This window comes from Streptomyces sp. NPDC102283 (assembly GCF_044766265.1).
In the GTDB taxonomy this organism is placed as follows: domain Bacteria; phylum Actinomycetota; class Actinomycetes; order Streptomycetales; family Streptomycetaceae; genus Streptomyces.
Window position 1 is genome coordinate 15,268 of record NZ_JBIWLQ010000014.1, and the last position, 22,488, is coordinate 37,755.

Here is a 22,488-nt window from a genome sequence, read left to right on the forward strand (position 1 = left end):
CTCCGCCCGCGCCGCCCGCCGGCCCGAAACGCGACGCGGCGGCCCCGGGCCCGTGGGCGTGATCCGGGGCCGCCGCGGCCGGACGGGGCGACGGTGGGTCAGTAGCCGCTCCACCAGCGGGCTACCGCCTGCCAGAGCCGGGCCGGGGCGGCCGGGCGGCGCTGCTGCGGGATCGTCGCCACCGGAGCGGCTTCGGGGGAAGGAGCCGGTTCGGGCACGAGGGGTGCGGCCGGGGCGGGTACGGCCGGGGCCGGGGCGGGGGCGGCCGGGGCCGGGGCCGGGGCGGCCGGGGCGGGGGCGGCGCCCGGGGCGTGGGCGGGCTGCGCCACGGCTGCCTCGGGCCTGGGCTCGGGGACGGGCGTGGCCGGGGAGGAGATCTCCCAGGCGTCGGCCGGGCGGGCGACGCGGGCCATCACCGAGAGCGGATCCGCGTCCAGCTTCTGCTGGGGGCTGGGGGCGAACTTCACCGGCAGCTCGACCAGGTGGCGGGACATGATGTTGCCGACCCAGCGCAGCTCGCTCTCCCCGACGCCGAGCTCCAGGTCCGGCAGGCGCATCAGGAGCGCGTCGACACCGACGTCGGCGATGGCCCGCCCGATGTCCTGCCCCGGGCACTCGTGGGGGCCGCCGCTGAAGGCGAGGTGGGCGCGGTTGCCGCTCATGTCGGCGCCCAGGTCCGGGCGGACGGTGGGGTCGGTGTTGGCCGGGGCGATCCCGACGAGCAGGGCGTCGCCCGCCTTGATCTGCTGGCCGCCCAGCTCGGTGTCGCCGACCGCCCAGCGGCCGAACACCGCGGTGAACGGCGGCTCGTCCCAGAGGGTCTGCTCGACCGCCTCGGGCACCGTCATGTGACCGCCGCTGAGCCGGGCGCGGAAGCGCGGGTCGAGCAGGACCATGCGCAGCACGTTGGCGATGAGGTTGGCGGTGGACTCGTAGGCGGCGATCATGATGAGGCGCAGATGCTCGATGACCTCGGTGTCGGTCATCGTCGCGGGGTGCTCGACGAGCCAGGAGGCCAGGTCCGGCGCGGATTCGGCGCGGCGGCGCTCGACCAGGCGCGTCAGCACGGTCACGATGTGCGCGTTGCTGGCGACGGCGGTCTCGGTGCCGCGTGTCATGTCCCGGGCCGCCTGGACGAGGCGCTCGTCGTACTCGTCCGGCATGCCGAAGATCGCGCACACCACCATCATCGGCAGATGCTCCGCGAACTGGCTGACCAGGTCGGCGGTGCCCTTCTCGCAGAAGTCGTTGACGAGCCGGTTACTGAAGCGGTTGATGTGGCGGCGCACCCCGCGGGTGTCGATGCGCTCCATGCTGTCGGTGACCGCGCCGCGCTGCCGCTCGTGCTTGGCGCCGTCGGCGAAGACGCAGACGGGCTGCCAGGTGAAGATCGGGGCGAGCGGGTGGTCCGGGGCGACGCTGCCGTCCTGGAGGGCCCGCCAGCGCCGCGAGTCCCGGGAGAACTGGGAGGGCGTACGGGTGACGTGGAGGTTCTCGCTGTGGCCGAGGACGAGCCAGGCGGGCACGTCGCCGTGGAGCAGGATCGGGGCGACCGTGCCGTGTTCGGCGCGGAGCTTGTCGTAGAGGCCCGCCGGGTTGTTCTCCGCCTCGGGGCCGTAGAGCCGGCGCAGTCCGCCGGGGCCGACGTCGAGGTTGTGGGCCGGGCACTGGGGCGGGGGCACGGCGCCGGGTTCGTGGTGGAAGGGGCTTGTCACAGGGGCTCCAGGGATCAGGATTCCAGGGCTGGTGCACGAGCGGGCGGGACGGGACGGTGAACGCGGACCGGTCCGGGGGCATGCGCCGCGGGATGGCGCGTGCCCCCGGTCGTGGGATCCGGTCGTGGGATCCGGTCGTGGATCGGCTGGACCGGGGGTGTCCCGGCGGCGGTTCGGTGTCAGGCGAGCGGGACGGCCAGGCTGTGCAGATAGCGCATCAAGGTCATCAGCACATCGCGGCTGGAGGCCCGCAGCCGGGCGTCGCAGTCGACCATCGGGACCTCGTCCGGCAGGTCGAGGGCTCTGCGCAGGTTCTCGACCGGATGGTGCGGCGCGTCGGGGAAGGTGTTCACGGCCACCACGAACGGCACTCCGCGCTCCTCCAGCCGGCCGATGACGTCGAAGCTGACTTCGAGGCGTCTCGTGTCGATGAGGACGACCGCGCCGAGGGCGCCCTCGAAGAGGCCGTTCCAGAGGAACCAGAAGCGTTCCTGGCCGGGGGTGCCGAACAGGTAGAGGATCAGTTCCTCGCTGAGGCTGATCCGTCCGAAGTCCATGGCGACCGTGGTGGCGGTCTTCGTCTCCACCCCGGCGTTGTCGTCCACGCCGACGCCCGCCTGGGTCATGGTCTCTTCGGTCGTCAGCGGCCGGATCTCGCTCACCGAGCCGACCATGGTCGTCTTGCCGACGCCGAACCCGCCGACGATCACGACCTTCACCGCGGCGGTGGCCGTGGTGGGAAGGACGTCCTCGCTGCGAGGTCCGGTGATCGTGTCAGAGCTTCTGAAGTCCATGCATCACCGCTTCGAGAAGGGACCTGTCGGGGAGCGTGGCGCGGACGATCGGCGCACGCGACTCGATGAGTTCGGTCGCGAGGAGATCGCTCAGGAGCGAGGTGACCACGCTGAACGGCAGGCTGAGGTAGGCCGAGATCTCGGCGACGGACAACGGCGCCTGGCAGAGCCGCAGGATGGCCGCCTGCTCGGGCTGGAAGGTCGGCGAGGGCTCCGCCTGCGCGACGACCATCGTGACCAGGTCGAGCGCGGACCGTTCGCTGTCGTCGAGATCGCCGGTGATCACGTACAGCCGTTCCGGATCGTGCAGGTCCGGATCGGCCTTGCGGCGTTCTCGTCGAGGACCACTCATCCGGACTGCCCGCCGTGGCGGGGCGGGCTGGTCAGGTGGGCTCCGATCCGCACGACCATGTCCCGCATCCGGGCCCCGACGAGTCCGGCGTCGACGGTCTCGCCGGCCAGGACAGCGAGATAGGCACCGGTCCCGGCCGCCATCAGGTAGAAGAACCCGCCCGTCACCTCGATGACCACGAGCTTCATGAGGCCGTCGCTGTACGGGATCTCGGTGGCCACGGCGGCGGCCAGGCTCTGCAGTCCGGCGCAGGCCGCCGCGAGCCGGTCGGCGACGTCGGGGTCGCCGCCGTGCATCGCGATGCGCAGGCCGTCCGACGAGAGCACCACGATCTGGTGGATGCTCGGAACGTCCTCGGCCAGTTCCTTGAGCATCCAGTCCATGTTTCCCCGCTGCTGGATCACTTCAGGTCTCCCTTGTCCCACGCGTCATCGGAGTCTTCGCCGTGCTTTCGTTCCTGCGGTACGCCGTTGACGGCCTTGGTGAAGGCCTCCAGCCACAGGCCGGGGGGCTTCTCCTCGCCGCGTCCGCCGTCCGCGCCCTCGTCCGCTCCGGGCTGGAACCCGTTGGCGGGGGCGGGGGCGGGGGGCGGTGGGGGCTGCTGCGGGAGGTTGTGCGAGCCGAGCGGGGCGCGGCCCCGGCTGCGGCGCTGCGGCAGCCCGTTCTCGGTCCACTCGGTGACCACGGGAAGGTCGTCCTCCATGGCTGCCGCGGCAGAGGCCGGGTGCGACGTGGCCGCGGGGGCTCCGGAGGAGACCGGTGCGGCCATGGACGGCACGGGGCCGGTGGCGGCGGGTTTGGGCTTGCGCTTGCCGGGCGGCGGCACCACATGCTGGAGCTGCGACATGTCCAGGGAGCTGGTGGGCCGCGAGGTGGCGCCGATGCCGTGGGCGATGCCCGGGGCGGGCCCGGTGGTGATCATGTCGCGCGGCACGATGAGGACGGCGCGGACGCCGCCGTACGCCGACTGACGCAGCGACACCTGGAGCTGGTACATCCGGGAGAGCCGGCCGACGACGGCCATGCCGAGGCGCGGGGACTCCCCGAGGTCGTTCATGTTGATGCCGGCCTGCGCCTGGGCGAGCATGTTCTCGGCGCGGGCGCGGGCCTCCTCGCTGAGGCTGACGCCGCCGTCCTCGATCTCGATGGCGATGCCGGTCTGCACCTCGACCGCGGTGACGTGCACCCGGGTCTGGGGCGGTGAGTAGCGTGTCGCGTTGTCGAGGAGTTCGGCGCAGGCGTGGATGAGCGGTTCGACGGAGGTGCCGACGATGGCGACCTTCGCGATCGAGTGCAGATCGACGCGCTGGTACTCCAGGATGCGGGACATCGCGCCGCGCAACACGCTGAACAGCGGTACGGGCTTGGGCCACTGGCGGCTCGGGCGGGCGCCGCCGAGCACGGCGATGGAGTCGGCGAGGCGGCCGATCAGCGCGGTGCCGTGGTCGATGCGCAGCAGGTCGTCGAAGACCTCTGGGTTGCGCCCGTAGTGGTTCTCCATCTCCCGCAGTTCGCTGGCCTGGCGGTGCACGATCGCCTGGACGCGGCGGGCGACGCTGACGAAGGCGCGCTGAGCGGAGTCACGCCGCGCCTCCTCGTTGTCGATGACTTCGAGGACCTGGTAGATCTGCTCGCGCAGCGCCCCCGGCAGATGGCGGTTGGCCACGTCCGCGTCGACGATGTCGCGCATCACTTCTTCGGGTGAATTGCCCACGCGCAGCCGCCGGATCGCGGCGGGCATGACTTCCTTGGTGAGCCGTACCGTCTCGGCGTCGTGCGAGAGGATGCGGTGTTCCAGGTAGGCGATGCGCTGTTCGTACTCCGCGCGCTGGACGCGCATGGCGCGTCGGCGGCGGTGCAGCGCCACGGTGAGTACGGCGACCACGAGTGTGGCGATCGCGCCGCACACGGCGACTGGTATCCGCGCGGCCGGTGCGACCAGGGCCGAGCCGGCGGCAGTGGCGCCGAGGAGCAGGGCCACGGGCGGCAGGACTACGCGGACGACGGGAATTTCTCTGTCGGTCGGCGGTGATTCAACACGGACCATCTAAAACCCTCTGGCGGTTGATTCCGGGATGTATGCACACATGAGCGGAGACCTAGGAACAAGTGCTCGAATTCATCTCAACTCGACTTCACTGCGCGTGAGCTTAGCCAGATCAGAACAGTGCTTCGGCATATTCACCCAACCCTCTGCGGAAGCTCGCCGAGAGGAATACACTCGCCAGTTTTTGCACGCAGCGCTTTGAGGCGTGCGCGGGGAGTGATCGTGACTGAAAATCGCCCCCTTTGGGGGCTGTCGCACCGGAAGAACCGGAGCGACGGGCGGCAAATAACGCCCATACCCGAATAAATTGCCCGCACATGGGCGCCCTTCACCCTGTAGATCAGGACAACGGCACAGGTGATCGAACCGGATCGAAAGGTGCAGATTCCTGACCAACGGGCGAGTGAAGCGCGAAAACGCCGCACTGACGCGCCTGCGAAGACCCTTCGCAGGGCCGCCGGATCAGCGCCGGGCCCCGCCGAGCCGCCCCTCCAGCTGGACGAGCAACTCGCCCAGCCTGGAGCTGAGTTCATCGCGCGCCCCCTCGCCCAGACCGGCGAGCACCGCGCGTTCGTAGGCGAGCTGTTCGGGCAGGATCCGGTCGACGAGAGCCCGGCCCTCGTCGGTGAGCCGGACATGGGCGACCCTCCGGTCGCGGGCGTCGCCCCGGCGCTCGACCAGGGCGCGATCCTGGAGGGCGCGCAGCCGCTTGGTCACGGCGGCCCCGGAGGAGAAGGTCTCGCGGGCCAGCTCGCCGGGGGTCAGCTCCCGGTCCGTCCTGCGTACGGCGCCGAGGAGGTCGAATTCGGCGCGGGTCAGTCCGGCGGAGCGCAAGGGGGCGTCCTCCGCCTGCTGGAGCAGGGCGGCGCAGCGGTTGATCCGGCCGATGATCTCCATCGGCCCGGTGTCGAGCCCGGGGTTGACGGCCTGCCACTGCCGGACCACCGAGGCAACGATGTCGTCTCTCACTCCGCTCCGATCGAAGAGGCGTGGACCGTGGGAGGCGTGTCGCCCCCGGGCCCCCGCCGTTGTGCTGTCGCGGCGAGCGTACGGTGTCCGGCCTGCTCGGCCGCGAGAAGACGCTGCTCGGGCAGGGCGCGCTGCCACCATTCGCCCGCGGCGGTGTCGCCGGCCTCGCGCAGTTCGACGAGGCTGGCGGTGAGCGTCCGGCGCGCCCGGTCCCGCGTCGCGGGCGCGGCCCCGGGGTCGGCGCCGGTCCGTTCGGCGTCGGCGCGGGCCCGGCCGGTGGCGTCGAGCGCCCGCTCGACCCGCCCGGCCGCCCGCCGGTTGGTGACGAGCGTCGCGGCCAGGAACCCGGCGACCGCGCCGAGGACGGTGTCCAGGACCCGGTCGCCGATCAGCTCCCCGGCCGGATGGGAGCCGCCGAACTCCAGGACCAGCAGGGCCATCGGGGTCACCGCGACGGAGCCGAGCCAGTAGTTGCGGGTGATGAGCGCCTCGGCGGCGAAGCCGAAGAAGAGACAGCAGCAGACGAGGGCGAGCGGGCCGGTCCGGGACACCGGCAGGACGGCGGCGAAGACGAGCACACCCAGGAGGTTGCCGAGGGTGCGCTGGAGGGCCCGGTTCCACGACAGGGTGATGTTGGCCTGGTAGAGGGAGGCGGCGGTGACGATCGCCCAGTAGGGGCGGCCGACGCCGAGCGCGGCGCAGAGGTATCCGGCGAGCGCGCAGCCCGCCAGGGTGCGGACGGCGACCGGCAGCAGCGGCGAGCCGGGGCCGAGCCGGCGCAGCAGGGTGCGGCGGGCCGCGCGGCGTCCCTCGGGGGCTCGCACCGCGGCGCGCTCCGCGTCGATCCCGTAGAGCTCGTCGGCGGTGCCGGGGGCCGGCGGCGGCCCGGGCACCGGGCCCCGGGCCCGGGTCAGGGCGGCCCAGGCGCGCAGCCGGTCCGGATCCGCGACTCCGCCCCCGGGTCGCGGGGCGGCGAAGGCCGCTTCGGCGTGCACCACCAGGCGTTCCAGCGACCGGCGTACGGGGGTGGCGCGGCCGGAGGCGAGCAGGCACTGCCAGGCGGCGTGCACGGCGGCGGCCGCCGCGTTGCGGGTACGGGGGCCGGGGTCGGCGGCGCACTCGGCCGCGACCTCCAGGGCGCGGGCGACGGCCCGGCGTTCGGGGCCCTCGCGGCGGACCAGCGCGGGCGCGAGCACGACCAGCCAGGCGAACGCGCCCGCACCGAGGGTCAGGGCGAGGTGGCCGGGGATCTGTTCCGGGCGCTGCGGGGCGAAGAGGGCGGCGGAACTGACGAAGGTGAAGATCACATGGCCGGGCGGTCCGATCCGGGTGGCGTCGCACAGGACCTTCTGGGCGGCGGCGAGCAGCGCCCCGACCGCGATGAGCACGGCGGTCGATCCGGTGAGCGACGCGGTGACCAGGGAGACGGCGAGCGAGGCCGTCATGCCGAGCACCACGCCCGCGACGGCCCCGGCCCGTCGGGCGTACGGCAGGCCGTGGCCGTAGAGCGCGCAGAGCGAACCGGCCATGGTGTACATCACGAGGTCCAGCCGGTCGATGGCCAGGAGCGTCAGCTGGGGTGCGGCGGAGGCGACGACCACGCTGAGGGCGGGCTTGAACCAGGTGTCCGACGGCCGCGAGAGCCGGAGGGCCGAGGCCAGCGGGAGACTCCGGACGGAGGGCCGCCCCGAGCGGAAAGGTGTACCAGTCACGCATATACGTTAACAGGTATTACACCGGTAAAATATTTGGGCTCTGTTCGAGCGCCGACGACTCGGGCACACTGTCCCGCGGACAGCGCGACCCATATTCTTTGAATCTTCATGCACCCACTACGATGACGGGCGATGACCAGGGTGAGCACGCGGACCGACCGGCAGCGGTACCGCTCCCGCACGCCCCTCGCCCTGGGCTGGGTGTTCTTCCTGCTGGCCATGCTCTTCTGCTGCTCGGTCACCACCTCGTCCGCCGGCGCCCCGGTCGCGACGGGCCCTGCCGGGGCGAGTGCCGTCCGTGCCTTCACCCCGACGCCCGACGCCGCCTTCGAACCGGTCGTCCTGGCCTCCCCGGCGGACCGCGGGCTCGGGACCTCGTGCCACGGCGGCTCGACCCACACGGCTGCGGTCGTGCTTCCGGCGTCGTCCGCCCCCGTCGCCTTCCCCTCGCCCGTGACCTTCGTCCCCGCCACCCCGCTCACCGGCGCGGCGGCCATCCGGGGTCCCGCGCACGACGGTGTGCGTTCCGTCGATCAACTACGCCTTCAGGTCCAGCGGATCTAGGGGCCGGGTCCGCTCTCCCGCCGCGCCCCGGCGCCGGTTCACCGGGAGCGGACTCTCGCATGCCCCGCATCCTTTCCCCTCCCCCTTCATGCATCGCCCGTATGCATCGGTTGAACGACGAGGACTCCCCATGGCTTCCGCCAAGAACCCGAACAACCCGGCCTCAGCGCGTCGCGCCAAGCTCGAAGAGGCGCGCCGCAAGGAACGCGCCCGCGAGCGACGGGTCCGCATCATCACCATCGGCGCGTCGGTGGCCGTGGTCGCCGCCCTGGTCGCCGGGGGCGGCTATCTGATGTCGCAGGCGAACGAGAAGGAGGAGAAGGAGAACCAGGCCAAGACCTCGCCGGTCACCGGTGAGCGCAGCTGGGACGAGCTGGGGCGGGAGCACGTGACGACCAAGGTCGACTACCCGATGAACCCGCCGGTCGGTGGCGACCACAACCAGGTCTGGATGAACTGCAACGCCGACGTCTACACCGATGAGATACCGAAGGAGAACGCCGTGCACTCGCTGGAGCACGGCGCGGTCTGGGTCACGTACAACGACAAGGCATCGGACGCCGACATCGAGGCGCTCACGAAGAAGGTCAAGTCGACCCCGTACTCCCTGATGAGTCCGGTCAAGGACCAGAAGGACCCGCTGATGCTCAGCGCGTGGGGCAAGCAGGTGACGATCAAGAACGCCACGGACGACCGCGTCGCGCAGTTCTTCACCAAGTACGTGCAGGGCCCGCAGACCCCTGAGCCGGGGGCCGCCTGCACCGGCGGGCTGGACAAGTGACCGCCCTGGCGCCTTCCGGCTCCACCCGGCGGATGGTCCTCGCGGGGGCCGCCGTGCTGCTCGTGGCCCTGGGGCTGGTGGCGCTGATGGTCGTGCGCCCCTCCGCGGCCTCCCCGTCCGGGGCCTCCTCCGCGGCTCGGTCCGCTCCGGCGGAGGACTCCGTGGACGCGGGCTTCGCCCGGGACATGGCGATCCACCACCAGCAGGCGGTGGAGATGTCGTTCATCGTGCGGGACCGCACCGACGACGAGGACGTGCGGCGTCTCGCGTACGACATCATCAACACCCAGGCCAACCAGCGCGGCATGATGCTGGGCTGGCTGGAGCTGTGGGGGCTGCCGAAGAGCGCGGCCGGACCGCCGATGGAGTGGATGGGACACACCCTCACGCCGACCGACGACGGTTCGCTGATGCCGGGCATGGCCACCGACGCGGAGCTGGCGGCTCTCACAACCGCGAAGGACGAGAAGGCCGAGGTGCTGTACCTGCGGCTGATGACCGTGCATCACCGCGCCGGTGCGGACATGGCGCGGGCGGCCGCCGATGCGGCGAAGACGGACGCCATCCGGGATCTGGCGGCGGGCATGGTCAGCGGCCAGCAGTCGGAGATCGGCCTGATGGCGGACATGCTGGAGGACCGGGGCGCCAAGCCCTGAACCGAGCCCGATCGAGGGGGCGGTTCCGGCCGGACGGCCTGAACCGCCCCTTTCGCGATGCCTCGCCCTCCGCTTCCGCGATACCGCCCGTCCTCGCACCCCCGTCGGGAGCCCCGCATCGCATAGGCTCGGCGACGATATGAAGAGCATCCTCACTCCGCTGGGGCCCAAGGCCGACAAGGACACCGTGCGACGGCACAATCTGAGCCTGGTACTCCGCGCCGTACGGGACGAGGGCGAGCGGGGCGAGGCGACCCGGGCCGGCGTGGCCGCCCGGGTCGGGCTGACCCGGGCCGCGGTGTCCTCGCTCGTCGAGCAGCTGATGGACAGCGGGTTCCTCACCGAGTCGGGCAAGACCTTCAGCGGGCAGGCCGGACGCCCCGGCACCGCGCTCAAGGTGGCCAGGACCGGGCCGGCCGGGCTCGGTGTGGAGATCAACATCGATTACGTCTCGGTGTGCGTGGTGGACCTGGCGGGCACCGGCCGGGTCCGGCAGACCGAACACCTCGACAACCGGGGCGCGCCCGCCGAGGAGGCCCTGGCCCGGGCGGCCCGGATCGCCGCGCGGACCCTGGAGTCGGCGTACGAGCAGGAGTTGCGTCCGGTGGGAGCGGCGCTGGCGCTGCCGGGTCTCGTCTCCGGAGGGTCGGTGCGGCAGGCCCCCAACCTCGGCTGGAACGAGGTCCCGGCGCAGAAGCTGTTCGCCGACGCGCTGGCCGCCCTGCGACCGGGCCGTCCGGTGCTGCCGGTCGCCTCGGAGAACGAGGCCAACCTCGCGGCGCTGGCCGAGCTGTGGTTCGGCGGCCTGGGGGATGTGCGGAGCTTCCTCTACCTGACCGGGGAGATCGGGGTCGGCGGCGCACTCGTCCTGGGCGGCGAACTGCTGCGCGGTGCGCACGGTTTCGCCGGGGAGATCGGGCATGTCGTGGTGGATCCGGCGGGGCCGGAGTGCCGGTGCGGTTCGCGGGGGTGCCTGGAGCAGTACGCCGGTCAGGCGGCGCTGCTGCGGGCTGCCGGGATCGAGGGCCTCGGCGGCGCCTCCGGGGTGCTGGAGCTGGAGCGGCGCGCGGGCGCCGGGGACCCGCGCGCGGTGGCCGCGGTCGGTGAGGCGGGCCGGATGCTGGGCCGGGTGCTGTCGGGGGCGGTGAACCTGATCGACCCGGACGCGGTGGTGCTCGGCGGGATCTACCGGGGGCTGATGCCGTGGCTGGCGCCGCCCGCCGACGAGGAGCTGACCGGCCGGGTGGTGTCGGGGCTCTGGTCCCCGGGCAGCGGCCGGCTCCGGGCGTCGTCGGTGGCGGGCGACGCGGCGCGGGGCGCGGCGGCGCTCGTGGTGCAGGACGTGCTGGACGATCCGGTGGCGTACGCGGAGCCGTCCGGCGGCTGAGCCGGGGCCGGACGGCTCCGGCTCAGCCGGTGGGCCGGGCCCAACGGGCCGGGCCGGGCCGGGGCACCGCCCGATGGGTCGGCTTGGTGTTGCGGCCCGGTGTTCCGGCGTGGGGTCCAGGCCCGGTGTTCCGGCCCCCTGGGTCAGCGCACGGCGAGCAGGTGGTCCATGGCGAGCTGGTCCAGTGCCTCGAAGGCCATGCCGCGTGCCGCGGCGGCGTCCACGTCGAAGTCCTCGTACGCTCCGCGGTCGGCGAGCAGGCCCGCCAGGCCGTCGCCGACGGTGGGGCGCGCCAGTTCGTCCAGGCGGGACGCGCGCAGGGCCGCCCGCACCTCGGGGTCGGCGCGGAAGGCGGCGGCCCGCTCCTTGAGGATGAGGTAATTGCGCATGCAGCCCGCGGCGGAGGCCCAGACACCGTCGTAGTCCTCGGTGCGCGGGGGCTTGAAGTCGAAGTGGCGGGGGCCCTCGTAGCCGCTCTCCAGCAGGTCGACGAGCCAGAACGCCTGGCGCAGATCGCCCGCGCCGAAGCGGAGGTCCTGGTCGTACTTGATGCCGGACTGGCCGTTGAGGTCGATGTGGAAGAGCTTGTCCGCCCACATGGCCTGGGCGATGCCGTGCGGGAAGTTGAGCCCGGCCATCTGCTCGTGCCCGGTCTCCGGGTTGACGCCGACCAGCTCGGGGCGCTCCAGGCGCTCGATGAAGGCCAGGGCGTGGCCGATGGTGGGCAGCAGGATGTCGCCGCGCGGCTCGTTCGGCTTGGGCTCGATGGCGAAGCGGAGGTCGTAGCCCTGCTCGACGACGTACTCGCCCAGCAGGTCGAAGGCCTCCTTCATCCGGTGGAGGGCCAGGCGGACGTCCTTCGCCCCGCCGGACTCGGCCCCCTCACGGCCGCCCCAGGCCACGAAGGTGCTCGCGCCCAGCTCGACGGCGAGGTCGATGTTGCGCAGGGTCTTGCGGAGCGCGTAGCGGCGTACGCCACGGTCGTTGGCGGTGAATCCGCCGTCCTTGAAGACGGGGTGGGTGAAGAGGTTCGTCGTCACCATGGGCACGACCAGCCCGCTGTCGTCGACCGCCTGCCGGAAGCGCTTGACGATCCTCTCGCGCTCGGTCTCCGGCGCCCCGAACGGGATCAGGTCGTCGTCGTGGAAGGTCACACCCCAGGCGCCCAGCTCCGCGAGCCGCCGCACCGACTCGACGGGGTCGATGGCCGCCCGGGTCGCGTCGCCGAAGGGGTCCCGGCCCTGCCAGCCCACGGTCCACAGGCCGAAGCTGAACTTGTCCTCGGGGGTGGGGGTGAAGCGTTCCGTCATCGTGGTCCGACCGCCTTCGCCTGCCGTCGGGACGCCCGGCCGCCAGCCCGGCACCCCTATTTGTTCAGTGTCATGACTAATTAAGCACACCCCACCTCGGCCAGGGAACCCCCCTGCCGGGCGAAGCCGACCCCTCCCTCTGTGCAGGGCGGCCGGCATCCCGTAATTTGTTCGTGCCCCAGCCAAATGATCAGGCCGTCCCGCGCGAAAGAGGCCCCCATGCCGTCACCCGCCGTCGTCATCGGCGTGGACAGCTCGACCCAGTCCACCAAGGCCGCCTTCATCGACGCCGCGACCGGCGAGCAGCTCGCCGTGGGACGCGCCCCGCACGTGGTCACCGGCGAGGCCGGGGCCCGGGAGAGCGATCCGGAGATCTGGTGGCGAGCCCTGTGCGAAGCCGTGGCCGCCGGGCTGAAGGAGTCCGGCCTCCCGGCCCGCACCGTCACCGGCATCGCGGTCGCCGGGCAGCAGCACGGGCTCGTCGTGCTGGACGGTGCGGGTCGGCCACTGCGCCCCGCGCTGCTGTGGAACGACACCCGCTCCGCGCCGCAGGCCGCCGCCCTGACCCACGCGCTCGGCGGGCCAGGGGCCTGGGCGGAGCGGACCGGGTCCGTGCCGGTCGCCTCGATCACCGCCTCCAAGTGGCAGTGGCTGCGCGAGAACGACTCCGTGAGCGCCGCGCACGCGGCGGCGGTCCGGCTCCCCCACGACTTCCTGACCGAGCGCCTCTCGGGCGTCGCCGCCACCGACCCCGGGGACGCCTCGGGCAGCGGCTGGTACTCCACCGCGACCGGCGCCTACGACCCCGACCTGTTGGAGCTCCTCGGCCTGGACGCGGCGCTGCTCCCGGAGGTCGCGCCGACCGGGGCGACCCGGATCGGCTCGCTCACCGAGGCGGCGGCGCAGGCCCTCGGGCTGCCCGCGGGCATCGCGGTGGCGGCCGGCACCGGCGACAACATGAGCGCCGCCGTGGGCCTCGGGCTGGGCGGCGACGGGCTGCTGGACCACCCGGCCCTCAGCCTCGGCACCTCCGGCACGGTGTTCGCCGCCTCCCGCACCCGGCCCGTGTCCACCGCGCTGAACGGGTTCGCCGCCGCCGACGGCACGTACCTCCCGCTGGCCTGCACCCTCAACTGCACGCTCGCCGTGGACAAGGTGGCCGCCCTGCTCGGCCTGGACCGCGAGGACGCGGCGCCCGGCGGCGAGGCCGTCCTGCTCCCCTACCTCGACGGCGAACGGACCCCCGATCTGCCGACCGCCTCCGGACTGCTGACCGGGTTGCGCCACGACACGACCCGGCAGCAACTGCTGGGCGCCGCCTACGAGGGCGCGGCCGTCACCGTGCTGCGGGCCATGGACGAACTGCTGTCGGCCTGCGGACTCGACCCGGACGCGCCCGAGGTCGCCGCCCGCCCGCTGCGCCTGATCGGCGGCGGGGCGCAGGGGCGGATGTGGGTGGAGACGGTACGCCGGCTCTCCGGCCGCCCGCTCGTCATCCCGGGCACCGGGGAGCTGGTCGCCCTCGGCGCGGCGGCGCTCGCCGCCTCGGCGGCGGGCGGCGGCGATCCGGTGGCGCTGGCGACGTCCTGGCAACGGCCCGGGACGGACCGTCAGCTGCCGCCGGTCGAACGGGACATGGAGACCTGGCGGCGGGTCGTCACCGTCCTGGAGCGTGCCTCCGGGCCGCTACTCGCCGGTTCCTGACGCCGGCCGGGGCGCCAGCATGTCCTCGATCAGGCCGACGGCGCGCGGGGTGCCGCCCTCGCTCCGGGCGGCGGCGCGCAACCGCGCGGACCGGCGGGCGGTTTCCGGGTCGGTGACCAGGTCGTTCAGGGCCGTCCGCAGGGTCTCGGCCGTGGCGTCCGGCGTGTCGACGCGGCGGGCGACGCCCAGCTCCACCAGCCGGTCCGCGTTCATGAACTGTTCGGCGCCCTGGGGCACGGCGATCATCGGGACGCCCGCGAGGAGTCCGTCGCCGCAGCCGCCCATGCCGGCGTGGGTGACGAAGGCGTCCGCCTGTTCCAGGACCGCCCGCTGCGGGACCCAGGAGTGCACTTCGACGTTGGGCGGGATGTCGCCGAGCTCTCGCGGGTCGGTGTGCCTGCCGATCTGGAGCACGATGTGCCAGCCGGGCAGATTCCCGTACCCCGCGAGGCACTGGCGGTAGAACCGCGGCCGGTGCGTGTACGCCGAGCCGAGGGAGATCAGCAGGACGTTCTCCGCGTCCTCGGGCCGGGTCCACCGGCCGGTGTCGGCCTGGGCGTCGAAGCAGGGCCCGACGAAGGTCACCGTCGCGGCGTCGACCCGGTCGGCGCTGGGCTGCATGGCCTCGGGGATCAGCGCGAGGGCCCGCGCGGGCGGACCGGAGAAGGCGTCCACGTCGAGGGTGGCCGCCCCGCAGCCGGCGAGCCAGCGGCCGAACCTCTGGCGGTACGCGGGGGCGCCGGGCAGCCCGCGCAGGTGCGCCGCGACCTCCTCCTCGTACCCCTCCCAGGCCACGAACGACGGGGACAGCTGCATGAGGGGCCGCCCCTGTGATTCGGCGAGGGCGCGGGCGGCATAGGCACCGATGTCGTACAGGTACAGATCCGGCGGGTCGCGGTCGTAGGCGGCGTGCAGTTGGGGCAGCGCCTGCATCGCCTCGTCGAGGAAGAGGTCCATCGCGGCGACGGGATCGGTCGGCCAATTGTTGTCGACGACCGGCAACACCGAAGTACAGGGCACGAGTTCGGCACCGGTGGCCTCGATCCGGTCCGCCACGAACGGGTCGTTGGCGTAGGTGACCCGGTGGCCGCGGGCCACCAGCTCACGGACGATACCGAGGCCGGGCAGGACGTGGCTGACGATCGGGATGCCGATCATCGCGATGTGGGAGCGGCGCGGGGGCAAGGGTGATCACTCGTTTCGGGTAGGGGCACGGAGGCCGGCCCGGGCCTCCACTTCGGGCAGGGGTACGGAGGCCGGGGGGTCTCAGGCCTTGAGCGCGGGCAGTCGGGCTGTCCGCAGCGCCAACCGGGCGCCCCGCCAGCGGCTCCGGAGCAACCGGTCGTGGCTGACGAGGACGACGGCGCCGGCGAAACCGGCCAGGGCGGTCTCCAACTCCTCGGCGAGGGCGGGAGACAGGTGGTTGGTCGGCTCGTCGAGCAGCAGGACGTCGGCGGGCCGGCCGACCAGCCGCGCCAGGGCGAGCCGCTGCCGCTGGCCGGTGGAGAGCCGCGCGACGGGCACGGTCAGCCGGGCCCGGTCGAACAACCCTAGGGCCAGCAGCCGTTCGGCGTGCTCGTCCGCCTCCCCGGCGAGCCCCCGGGCGTAGGCGGCGAGCAGGGTCTCGTGCGCCGAACCGGATGCCGGGTCCTGCGGGAGGAAGCCGATCCGGCCGCGCCTGACGACGTTCCCCCGGTCGGGGGCCAGGTCTCCGGCGAGGACGCGCAGCAGGGTGGTCTTGCCGGCGCCGTTGTCACCCGTGATCAGCAGGTGCTCGCCGGCCCGGACCGTGAGGTCGACCGGGTCGAGCCGGCCCGCGACCAAGACCCCCGCGGCGTCGAGCACGGTGCCGGACAGCTGTCCGGCCCGCAGCACGGGCGAGAAGCTCAACGGCTCCGGCGGGGCCGGGACCGGGTCGGCCAGCAGGCGGTTCAGCCGTTCCTCGGCGTTGCGGACACGGCTGGCCAGGGACTGCTGCACCCGGGCTCCGGCCTGGTTGTAGGAGAGTTTGTCGCCGTCCTTCATCGGGCGTCCCGGGGCGACCCGGCGAGCGGTGACGGCGGCCGACGCGCGCGTCCGGTCGACCTCCTCGCGCCACCGGTCGTGGCGCTGGACCCAGCGCTGCCGTGCCGCCGCCTTCTCCGCGAGGTGGCCGGCATAGCCGTTGCCGTACCGGACGACGCCGTGCCGGTCCCCGTCCACCTCCAGGAGGCTGGTGGCGACGTGTTCGAGGAAGCGCCGGTCGTGGGAGACGACCACGGTCGTGCCCCGGCGGTTGCGCAGGTGCTCCTCCAGCCAGGTCAGGGCGGACTCGTCCAGGTGGTTGGTCGGCTCGTCGAGGAGCAGCACCTCGGGGGCGGCCGCCAGCACCGCGGCCAGGCGGAGCCGGGCCCGTTCGCCGCCGGAGAGGGCGCCCAGGGGCGATGCGCGGTCCACCTGCCTCAGGCCGAGACCGTGCAGGGCACGCTCCAGCCGGGCGTCGGCGTCGTAGCCGCCGCGCAGCTCGAAGGCGGAGACGGCCTCGCCGTACGCGTCGAGCACCGCGGTGTCGCCGTCGGCCATCGCCGCCTCCAGGCGGCGCATCCGTGCCTCGATCGCGCGAAGGTCGCCCAGCGCGCGGTCGATGACCCGCTGGGCCGTCATACCGGCGGGCAGGGCCTCGTCCTGGGCGAGGTAGCCGACGCCACCGTCGGCCCGCAGGACGACGCGCCCCCGGTCGGGGCGGACCCGCCCGGCGAGCAGCCGCAGCAGGGTGGTCTTGCCGGAGCCGTTCTCACCGACGATGCCGGTGCGCTCGCCCTGCGCGAGCGAGCAGCTCACCGAGTCGAGAACGGGCCTGCCGTCGAAGGCCTTGCTGACGGCGAGCGCGGTGATCTGTGTAGGCATACGGGCGACTCCGAAGCTGTCGTGGACGAAGCGGTGGCGGCGGACCGCGAGGCCGGGGGAAAGCTTCGGAAGAGCATCGGCGACTCCACTAGTGCGACAACTGTTGCTTTAAGATGGTGCCATGACCCACACCGCCGGGCAACCGGATTACCGATGACCGAACCGGCGGGCGGCCCGCCGGAGCCCGCCCGTACCGCCACGCCGCCGGGACGCAGGCCGGGTGGCCGCACCGCGCGCGTCCGTGCCCAGGTGCTCGACGCGGTGCGCGCCGAGCTGGGCGAGCACGGCTACGAGGGGCTCACGATGGAGGGCGTCGCGGCCCGCGCCGGCGTCCACCGGACCACGGTCTACCGGCGCTGGGAGGACGTCGGAGGACTGCTGGCCGATGTCCTCGACGCGGCGGGCGAGGACGACTGGGCGCCCGCGGACACGGGCTCGCTGCGTGGAGATCTGACGGCCCTCAACGACGAGATCCAGGAGTCGCTGGTCGTGCGGCCGTCGATCCCCCGAGCGCTGATGGCCGCCTCGTTCCGCTCCGCGCGGGCCGCCGACGCCCAGCGGCGGCTGTGGGAGGACCGGTACGCGCGCTGCGAGATCATCGTCGAGCGTGCCGTCGACCGCGGCGAACTCCCGTCGCACACCGACGCGCGGGGGCTGCTGATCGCCTCCACCGCACCGCTGTACCACCAGTTGGTGCTCCTGCGGAGCGCTCCCGATCCGCGGCTGCCCGCCCATGCCGCGACCACGACGGCCCTGGCCGCCGCCGCCGGCGCGTTCGACCGTCGCACGCCGGAGTGACCGGTCGCGACGGATGGCAGCACCGGACCCGCCGAGCGGGCGCGACACCCCCCTTCGGTCACGATGGCCGGCAGCGTTCGGTCATCGTTCCCGGCACCTGCCCGGGTCGGCCCGTCAGCCACGCAGGTGCCGGGATTCGGCGGCGGCCGCGATCAGCCGCCGTGGAGCCCCGACTCGTCGAGACCGCCGTACACATGGGCTTCCAGGCACTGCGGCGCGTCCATGCCGACGGCCTCGCCCCGGTAGAGGGCGATGAGCGAGTCCTTGCCCCGCCACCACGTGTCCGTCACGCCCTGCACTTCAGGCACTGGCTCGAATCCGGCGAGGTCCAGCGAATCGACGGCCTTCCCCTTGATCCTTGTCACGGTCCTGGCCCGGCGACCGGCGTGGGCGGCGAGCGCCAGGGACTCCACCCATCCGTCCGCGCTGGCATGCAGGGGTGTCCAGCGGTAGGCATCGATCCCGAACGCACTGTCGGGGCCGATCATGAATCCGTAGGCCATCGACACCCGGCAGTCTCCCGCCGGAAACGACCAGCCCTCAGCGGCCGAGCCTTCGGGGCAGTCGGCGTCCAGGATGCGCGGACCGCCCTCGTAGAACGGGGCGGGCGGCAGCGCGAGACCGCCCCAGCGGTGCTGGAAGGCCGCGGCCCGGTCGACCTCCGGGGCCGGGATACCGTGCTCGATCCAGCTCTCCCTGTGCTCCCCGAGGCCCTGCCGGGGAACACGGACGCCGTTCACCTCGACGAATCTTCTGGCGCGGTCGGTCAGGCCGGCAGGCGCGACCGGAATGAGCGATACCGGAGGGGTGGCCGTCATGGTGCCGAAGCCTAATGGCGGGTCACGGTCGCGCCGAAGGCGTCGGACGTCACGGCGAGGTGCCGGCCATCGCGACCGGTCACAGCCGGACGGGGAGGCTCCCGAGCCTCAAGTGACCCGGTTGGGAATACGAACTGATTTTCCATAAGATCCGGCGATGATCACTAGAAAACGGCTGACGACCGGGGTGGGCATAGCGCTCGCCACCCTGGCCGCCGGGCTCGGCACCGCGATCCCCGCCGCCGCCGACGAAGCCCCCGCCGCCCCCTCCCCCCAGGTCGAGCTGGTGCTCGACGTCAGCGGCTCGATGCGGACCCGCGACATCGACGGCCAGTCCCGGATGGCCGCCGCAAAGCAGGCGTTCAACGACGTGCTGGACGCGGCGCCCGAGGAGGTGCACCTCGGCATCCGGACGCTCGGCGCGGACTACCCGGGCGAGGACCGCCAGGTCGGCTGCAAGGACACCCGGCAGCTCTACCCGGTCGGCCCGCTGGACCGCACCGAGGCCAAGGCCGCGGTCGCCACCCTCGCTCCGACCGGCTTCACCCCGATCGGCCCGGCCCTGCTCGGCGCGGCCGACGACCTGGAGGGCGGAGACGGTTCGCGCCGGATCGTGCTCATCACGGACGGCGAGGACACCTGCGGGCCGCTCGACCCGTGCGAGGTGGCCCGGAAGATCGCCGCCCGCGGCACCCACCTGGTCGTGGACACGCTGGGCCTGGTGCCCAACGCCAAGATCCGTCAGCAGCTCACCTGTATCGCCGAGGCCACCGGCGGCACCTACACCGCCGTCCAGCACAAGGAAGAACTCTCCGGCCGGGTCAAGCAGTTGGTGGACCGGGCCGCCGAGCCCGTCGTCACTCCGGTGGCGACCGAGGGGGCCGGGAGCTGTTCTGCCGCGCCCGAGCTGAAGCCGGGTCTCTACACCGACCGCGCGGAGATCGCCCAGCACCGCTGGTACCGCGTCGACGTGCTGCCCGGTCAGGAGCTGCGCGCCTCGGCGAGCGTGGCGGCCGACCGCGCCGTGGACGACGACTACGGCGTACTGCTGCGCGCGGTGACCGTGCACGGACGGGAGATCGTCCGGGGTTCCGAGGCCGGGACCGGCCGCACCGACGTGATCTCGTCCGGGCTGCGCTATCCGAAGCCCGAGGTCGCGGACGGCGACGACGGCGACGGCAAGCCCGCCGCCGAGACCGTCTGCCTCCAGCTCGCCCACTCCTTCTCCGCGCCCGCTTCGGTGAAGCGCTCCCCCGGTCTGCCGGTCGAGCTGGCCGTGGACCTGGTGGACGGCCCGGACGACGCCTTGGACGTGGCGGCCTTCGGGCTCGGCCGCGGCTGGTGGCTGCTCGGCGTGCTCGTCCTGACCGGACTGGTCGCGGGCCTGCTGACCGGCTGGATCTCGCGCTGGCGCGTCGCCGTATGGAGGACCAACTGATGGCTGAGAACCCTCGCCGCACCCACGGCGTCCGACGCGCGCTGACCGGAGCGCTGCTCGCCGGACTGACCCTGCTCACCTCGGCGGGCACGGCCGTGGCCGATGACCCGTCGGCGAGCGCGAGCCCCGTCGACGACGGGGCGGGCCCCACCGAGGCCGGGACCACGTTCCGTACGGCCACCGCACTGGAGCAGGGGCAGACCGGCACCGCCCGGGCCTCTGCGGGCGACTACCTGTACTGGGTGTTCCCCGCCGACGCCGGTCAGCGGCCCACCGTCGAGGCCACCGTGAAGCTGCCGTCGAGCGCCCGGAGTTCCACGTCCACCTGGCAGATCGATGTGTACGACGGGCTGCGCCGCCGCCAGGCCTGCATGTACGGGCACCAGACCAGGAAGGCGGCGGCCGACGCGGCCTCCGTCGAGCTGTCCTGCGTGCTGCGGACCGTGCGGTCCTGGTCCGAGCCGTGGGCGAACGACCCGCTGCCCGGCAGCTACTACATCCGCCTCACGGTGGTGGATCTGCCCGCCGCCGACCTCGGGCTGCCGGTCGGCGTCGAGGTGAAGGCGGCCTCGAAGGAGCAGGGCGGGGCCCACGACGTGGACGGCGCGCTCTCCGAGCCGCTGGTGCCGGGCGTATCGGTCGCCTCGGCGGGCGACGCGGGTTCGGCGGGCACCGCGAGTGCCGCGCCGCGGGTGCCGTCCGCCGGTGAGCCGGAGGACGGCTGGGCTTCGGGCTGGTGGACCGACCGCTGGCTGTGGACCGTGGGCGGCGGCGTGCTCGCCGCGCTGGCGGCCGTGTTCGGCTACTCGCTGACGCGGGGCCGGGGCCGACCGGCCCACGTGCCGCCCGGCGTCTGAGGGGCGCGCCGCCCGCTCACCGAGTGGCGGCCGCCCCCGACCTCGAAGATCCTGGCCCCCGACAGGGATCGGATCTTCGAGGTCGCGGAGGCAGGACCGGTGTGGCAGTTCTTCGCGGACAACCCGTGGGTCGCGGTGTTCACCGTGATCACGATCGGCGCGCTGCTCGGCATGGTGCGCTTCGGCCCGGTCCGGCTCGGCGCGGCCGGGGTGCTGTTCGTCGGCCTCCTCGTCGGGGCGCTCGACGAGGACATCGCCGCCGCCGTGCCGGCCGGGGTCTCGGCGCTGGGCCTGGCACTGTACGTGTACACGGTCGGCCTGGAGTCGGGTCCCGCGTTCTTCCGTGAACTGCGCGGCCAGCTCCCGGTGATGGCCGGAGCCGTGGTGGCGCTGGCCCTCACCGCGGCGGTGGTCGGCTTCGTCGGACACCGCTGGTTCGGCATCGACGGCCCCTTCCTCGCGGGCGGATACGCGGGCATCGGGACCACCACCCCGGGTCTCGCCGCCGCCCAGGACGCCTCCGAGGATCCGACGCAGCCCGCCGTGGGATACGCCATCGGCTACCCGCTCGCCGTCGTCATCACGATCATGTTCGTCTCGGCGATCGCGGCCCGCCGCCACTGGACCGCCCGCCGGGACCCCGACTCGGGCCTGCCGGCCACCCTCGTCACCCGTACGGTCCAGGTGGCCCGGGGCTTGCGCTGGACGGACGTGCCCGGCGTCGCCGCGCACCGGGTGCTGGCCAGCGAGTACCGGCCGGCCGGCGGCGTCACGCGGGTCGCCCGGGAACTGGGCGGCCTCTCCCCCGGCGACCAGGTCGTGCTGGTCGGCGGCGAGGACGACGTGCGGGCGGCGACGGACGCGCTCGGGTCCCTCGCCCCGCGCCACCTGCTGGACGACCGCAGTGCGGTGGACTACCGGCGGGTCCTGCTCACCAACCCGGATCTGGCCGGGCACACCGTCGGGGAGCTCGGGCTCGGCGAGAAGTACGGGGCGCTCGTCAGCCGGGTGCGGCGCGGAGACTTCGACATGCTCGCCCACGACGACCTGCTGCTCCAGCTCGACGACCGGGTACGGGTGGTCATGCCGCGCGAGCGGACGGGCGAGGTCACCGCGTATCTCGGGGACACCGAGGCGAAGGTCAGCGAGGTCAGCGCGGTCAGCCTGGGCCTCGGCCTCACCCTGGGCTTCCTCATCGGCATCCCCTCCCTCACCCTGGGCTCCACCACGCTGGCCCTGGGCACCGGGGCCGGACCGCTGGTGATGGGGATGGTCCTCGGCTGGCGCCGGCGAACCGGCCCGTTGGTGTGGACCCTGCCGACCCGAGCCAACCTCACCCTGCGCCAGATCGGGCTGCTGCTCTTCCTGGCCGTCGTGGGGCTCACCTCGGGCTACTCGTTCCGGGAGAACGCCTTCTCCCTCTTCGGCCTGAAGCTGGCGGCCGTGCTGGCGATCGGCGCGGTCGTCAGCTATGCCCTGATGGTGCTGGTCGCGAAGGTGCTGGGGCAGAGCCGGGAGCGGACCATGGGGCTGTTGTCGGGCTACGTCGGCAACCCGGCGATCGTGGCGTACGCCAACAGCCGGGCGAGCGACAGCCGGATCAACAACGGCTATTCGACGCTGTTCGCGCTCGCCATCCTGGTCAAGATCGTCTGCATCCAGCTGATCGTCGGCCTCTGACCCGCACCGCCCGGCCG

Annotated in this window: 20 protein-coding genes; 9 read left to right on the forward strand and 11 right to left on the reverse strand. The window is 73.2% G+C overall.

All coding sequences use genetic code 11. The features are described 5' to 3' along the window. Window positions 1-98: 98 nt before the first annotated feature. From ACIRJT_RS25710 to ACIRJT_RS25740, 7 genes are all read right to left on the reverse strand, one after another. Entirely contained in the window at window positions 99-1,715 is a 1,617-nt protein-coding gene (locus tag ACIRJT_RS25710; protein WP_403913233.1) for a cytochrome P450, read from the reverse strand. 179 nt (window positions 1,716-1,894) lie between these two features. After that, on the reverse strand, window positions 1,895-2,509 hold the full coding sequence (locus tag ACIRJT_RS25715; RefSeq protein WP_402012842.1) for a GTP-binding protein: 615 nt from the start codon (window positions 2,507-2,509) through the stop codon (window positions 1,895-1,897). Next, a complete protein-coding gene (locus ACIRJT_RS25720; protein WP_003964953.1) occupies window positions 2,490-2,861 on the reverse strand; it encodes a DUF742 domain-containing protein in 372 nt (123 codons plus the stop codon). The genes ACIRJT_RS25715 and ACIRJT_RS25720 overlap by 20 nt, the downstream gene beginning before the upstream one ends. Continuing rightward, window positions 2,858-3,265, reverse strand: coding sequence for a roadblock/LC7 domain-containing protein (locus ACIRJT_RS25725; RefSeq protein WP_003964954.1), 408 nt, complete (start codon window positions 3,263-3,265; stop codon window positions 2,858-2,860). The genes ACIRJT_RS25720 and ACIRJT_RS25725 overlap by 4 nt, the downstream gene beginning before the upstream one ends. Next, entirely contained in the window at window positions 3,262-4,908 is a 1,647-nt protein-coding gene (locus ACIRJT_RS25730) for a sensor histidine kinase (RefSeq protein WP_403913237.1), read from the reverse strand. Before ACIRJT_RS25730 ends, ACIRJT_RS25725 begins: the two co-directional genes overlap by 4 nt. Window positions 4,909-5,370: 462 nt before the next feature. Then, window positions 5,371-5,877: a MarR family winged helix-turn-helix transcriptional regulator gene (locus ACIRJT_RS25735; protein ID WP_403913240.1), complete on the reverse strand. Its 507-nt coding sequence runs from the start codon at window positions 5,875-5,877 to the stop codon at window positions 5,371-5,373. Then, window positions 5,874-7,589, reverse strand: a complete 1,716-nt coding sequence (locus ACIRJT_RS25740; protein WP_403913242.1) for an FUSC family protein — start codon at window positions 7,587-7,589, stop codon at window positions 5,874-5,876. Before ACIRJT_RS25740 ends, ACIRJT_RS25735 begins: the two co-directional genes overlap by 4 nt. Window positions 7,590-7,724: 135 nt before the next feature. On the opposite strand from ACIRJT_RS25740, the gene ACIRJT_RS25745 reads away from it, so the two are divergent. From ACIRJT_RS25745 to ACIRJT_RS25760, 4 genes are all read left to right on the forward strand, one after another. Then, the gene (locus tag ACIRJT_RS25745; protein WP_403913244.1) at window positions 7,725-8,156 is read left to right on the forward strand and encodes a hypothetical protein; all 432 of its coding nucleotides are present in this window, start codon (window positions 7,725-7,727) and stop codon (window positions 8,154-8,156) included. 130 nt (window positions 8,157-8,286) lie between these two features. Continuing rightward, window positions 8,287-8,937: a DUF3105 domain-containing protein gene (locus ACIRJT_RS25750; RefSeq protein WP_403913247.1), complete on the forward strand. Its 651-nt coding sequence runs from the start codon at window positions 8,287-8,289 to the stop codon at window positions 8,935-8,937. Then, window positions 8,934-9,593, forward strand: a complete 660-nt coding sequence (locus ACIRJT_RS25755) for a DUF305 domain-containing protein (protein ID WP_403913249.1) — start codon at window positions 8,934-8,936, stop codon at window positions 9,591-9,593. The genes ACIRJT_RS25750 and ACIRJT_RS25755 overlap by 4 nt, the downstream gene beginning before the upstream one ends. A gap of 139 nt (window positions 9,594-9,732) precedes the next feature. Then, the gene (locus tag ACIRJT_RS25760; protein WP_403913252.1) at window positions 9,733-10,980 is read left to right on the forward strand and encodes an ROK family protein; all 1,248 of its coding nucleotides are present in this window, start codon (window positions 9,733-9,735) and stop codon (window positions 10,978-10,980) included. Between the two features lie 143 nt (window positions 10,981-11,123). On the opposite strand, the gene xylA is transcribed toward ACIRJT_RS25760, so the two are convergent. Continuing rightward, window positions 11,124-12,290, reverse strand: a complete 1,167-nt coding sequence (gene xylA / locus ACIRJT_RS25765; RefSeq protein WP_403913255.1) for a xylose isomerase — start codon at window positions 12,288-12,290, stop codon at window positions 11,124-11,126. A 219-nt stretch (window positions 12,291-12,509) separates the two neighbouring features. Between xylA and xylB the strand changes: the two genes are divergently transcribed. Then, window positions 12,510-13,994, forward strand: a complete 1,485-nt coding sequence (xylB, locus tag ACIRJT_RS25770) for a xylulokinase (RefSeq protein WP_403913258.1) — start codon at window positions 12,510-12,512, stop codon at window positions 13,992-13,994. Here the strand turns inward: xylB and ACIRJT_RS25775 are convergent. Both ACIRJT_RS25775 and ACIRJT_RS25780 read right to left on the reverse strand, forming a co-directional pair. Continuing rightward, window positions 13,977-15,152, reverse strand: a complete 1,176-nt coding sequence (locus ACIRJT_RS25775; protein WP_403913645.1) for a macrolide family glycosyltransferase — start codon at window positions 15,150-15,152, stop codon at window positions 13,977-13,979. The two genes, xylB and ACIRJT_RS25775, sit on opposite strands and share 18 nt — an antisense overlap. A 108-nt stretch (window positions 15,153-15,260) precedes the next feature. Next, window positions 15,261-16,880 carry an ABC-F family ATP-binding cassette domain-containing protein gene (locus ACIRJT_RS25780; protein ID WP_403913260.1) on the reverse strand — a complete coding sequence of 540 codons (1,620 nt, stop codon included), beginning with the start codon at window positions 16,878-16,880 and terminating at the stop codon, window positions 15,261-15,263. Between the two features lie 153 nt (window positions 16,881-17,033). Here ACIRJT_RS25780 and ACIRJT_RS25785 point away from each other — a divergent pair, with 153 nt between their 5' ends. After that, window positions 17,034-17,678 carry a TetR/AcrR family transcriptional regulator gene (locus tag ACIRJT_RS25785; protein ID WP_403913262.1) on the forward strand — a complete coding sequence of 215 codons (645 nt, stop codon included), beginning with the start codon at window positions 17,034-17,036 and terminating at the stop codon, window positions 17,676-17,678. Window positions 17,679-17,830: 152 nt separating this feature from the next. Here the strand turns inward: ACIRJT_RS25785 and ACIRJT_RS25790 are convergent, their stop codons facing one another. Continuing rightward, entirely contained in the window at window positions 17,831-18,496 is a 666-nt protein-coding gene (locus tag ACIRJT_RS25790) for a hypothetical protein (protein ID WP_403913264.1), read from the reverse strand. A 157-nt stretch (window positions 18,497-18,653) separates the two neighbouring features. Here ACIRJT_RS25790 and ACIRJT_RS25795 point away from each other — a divergent pair, with 157 nt between their 5' ends. The 3 genes from ACIRJT_RS25795 (at window position 18,654) to ACIRJT_RS25805 (ending at window position 22,471) form a co-directional block, all read left to right on the forward strand. Continuing rightward, window positions 18,654-19,934, forward strand: coding sequence for a VWA domain-containing protein (locus ACIRJT_RS25795; RefSeq protein WP_403913266.1), 1,281 nt, complete (start codon window positions 18,654-18,656; stop codon window positions 19,932-19,934). Then, window positions 19,934-20,791, forward strand: coding sequence for a hypothetical protein (locus tag ACIRJT_RS25800; protein WP_403913269.1), 858 nt, complete (start codon window positions 19,934-19,936; stop codon window positions 20,789-20,791). The genes ACIRJT_RS25795 and ACIRJT_RS25800 overlap by 1 nt, the downstream gene beginning before the upstream one ends. Window positions 20,792-20,890: 99 nt before the next feature. After that, on the forward strand, window positions 20,891-22,471 hold the full coding sequence (locus ACIRJT_RS25805) for an aspartate:alanine exchanger family transporter (RefSeq protein ID WP_403913271.1): 1,581 nt from the start codon (window positions 20,891-20,893) through the stop codon (window positions 22,469-22,471). The last annotated feature ends 17 nt before the right edge of the window (window positions 22,472-22,488 follow it).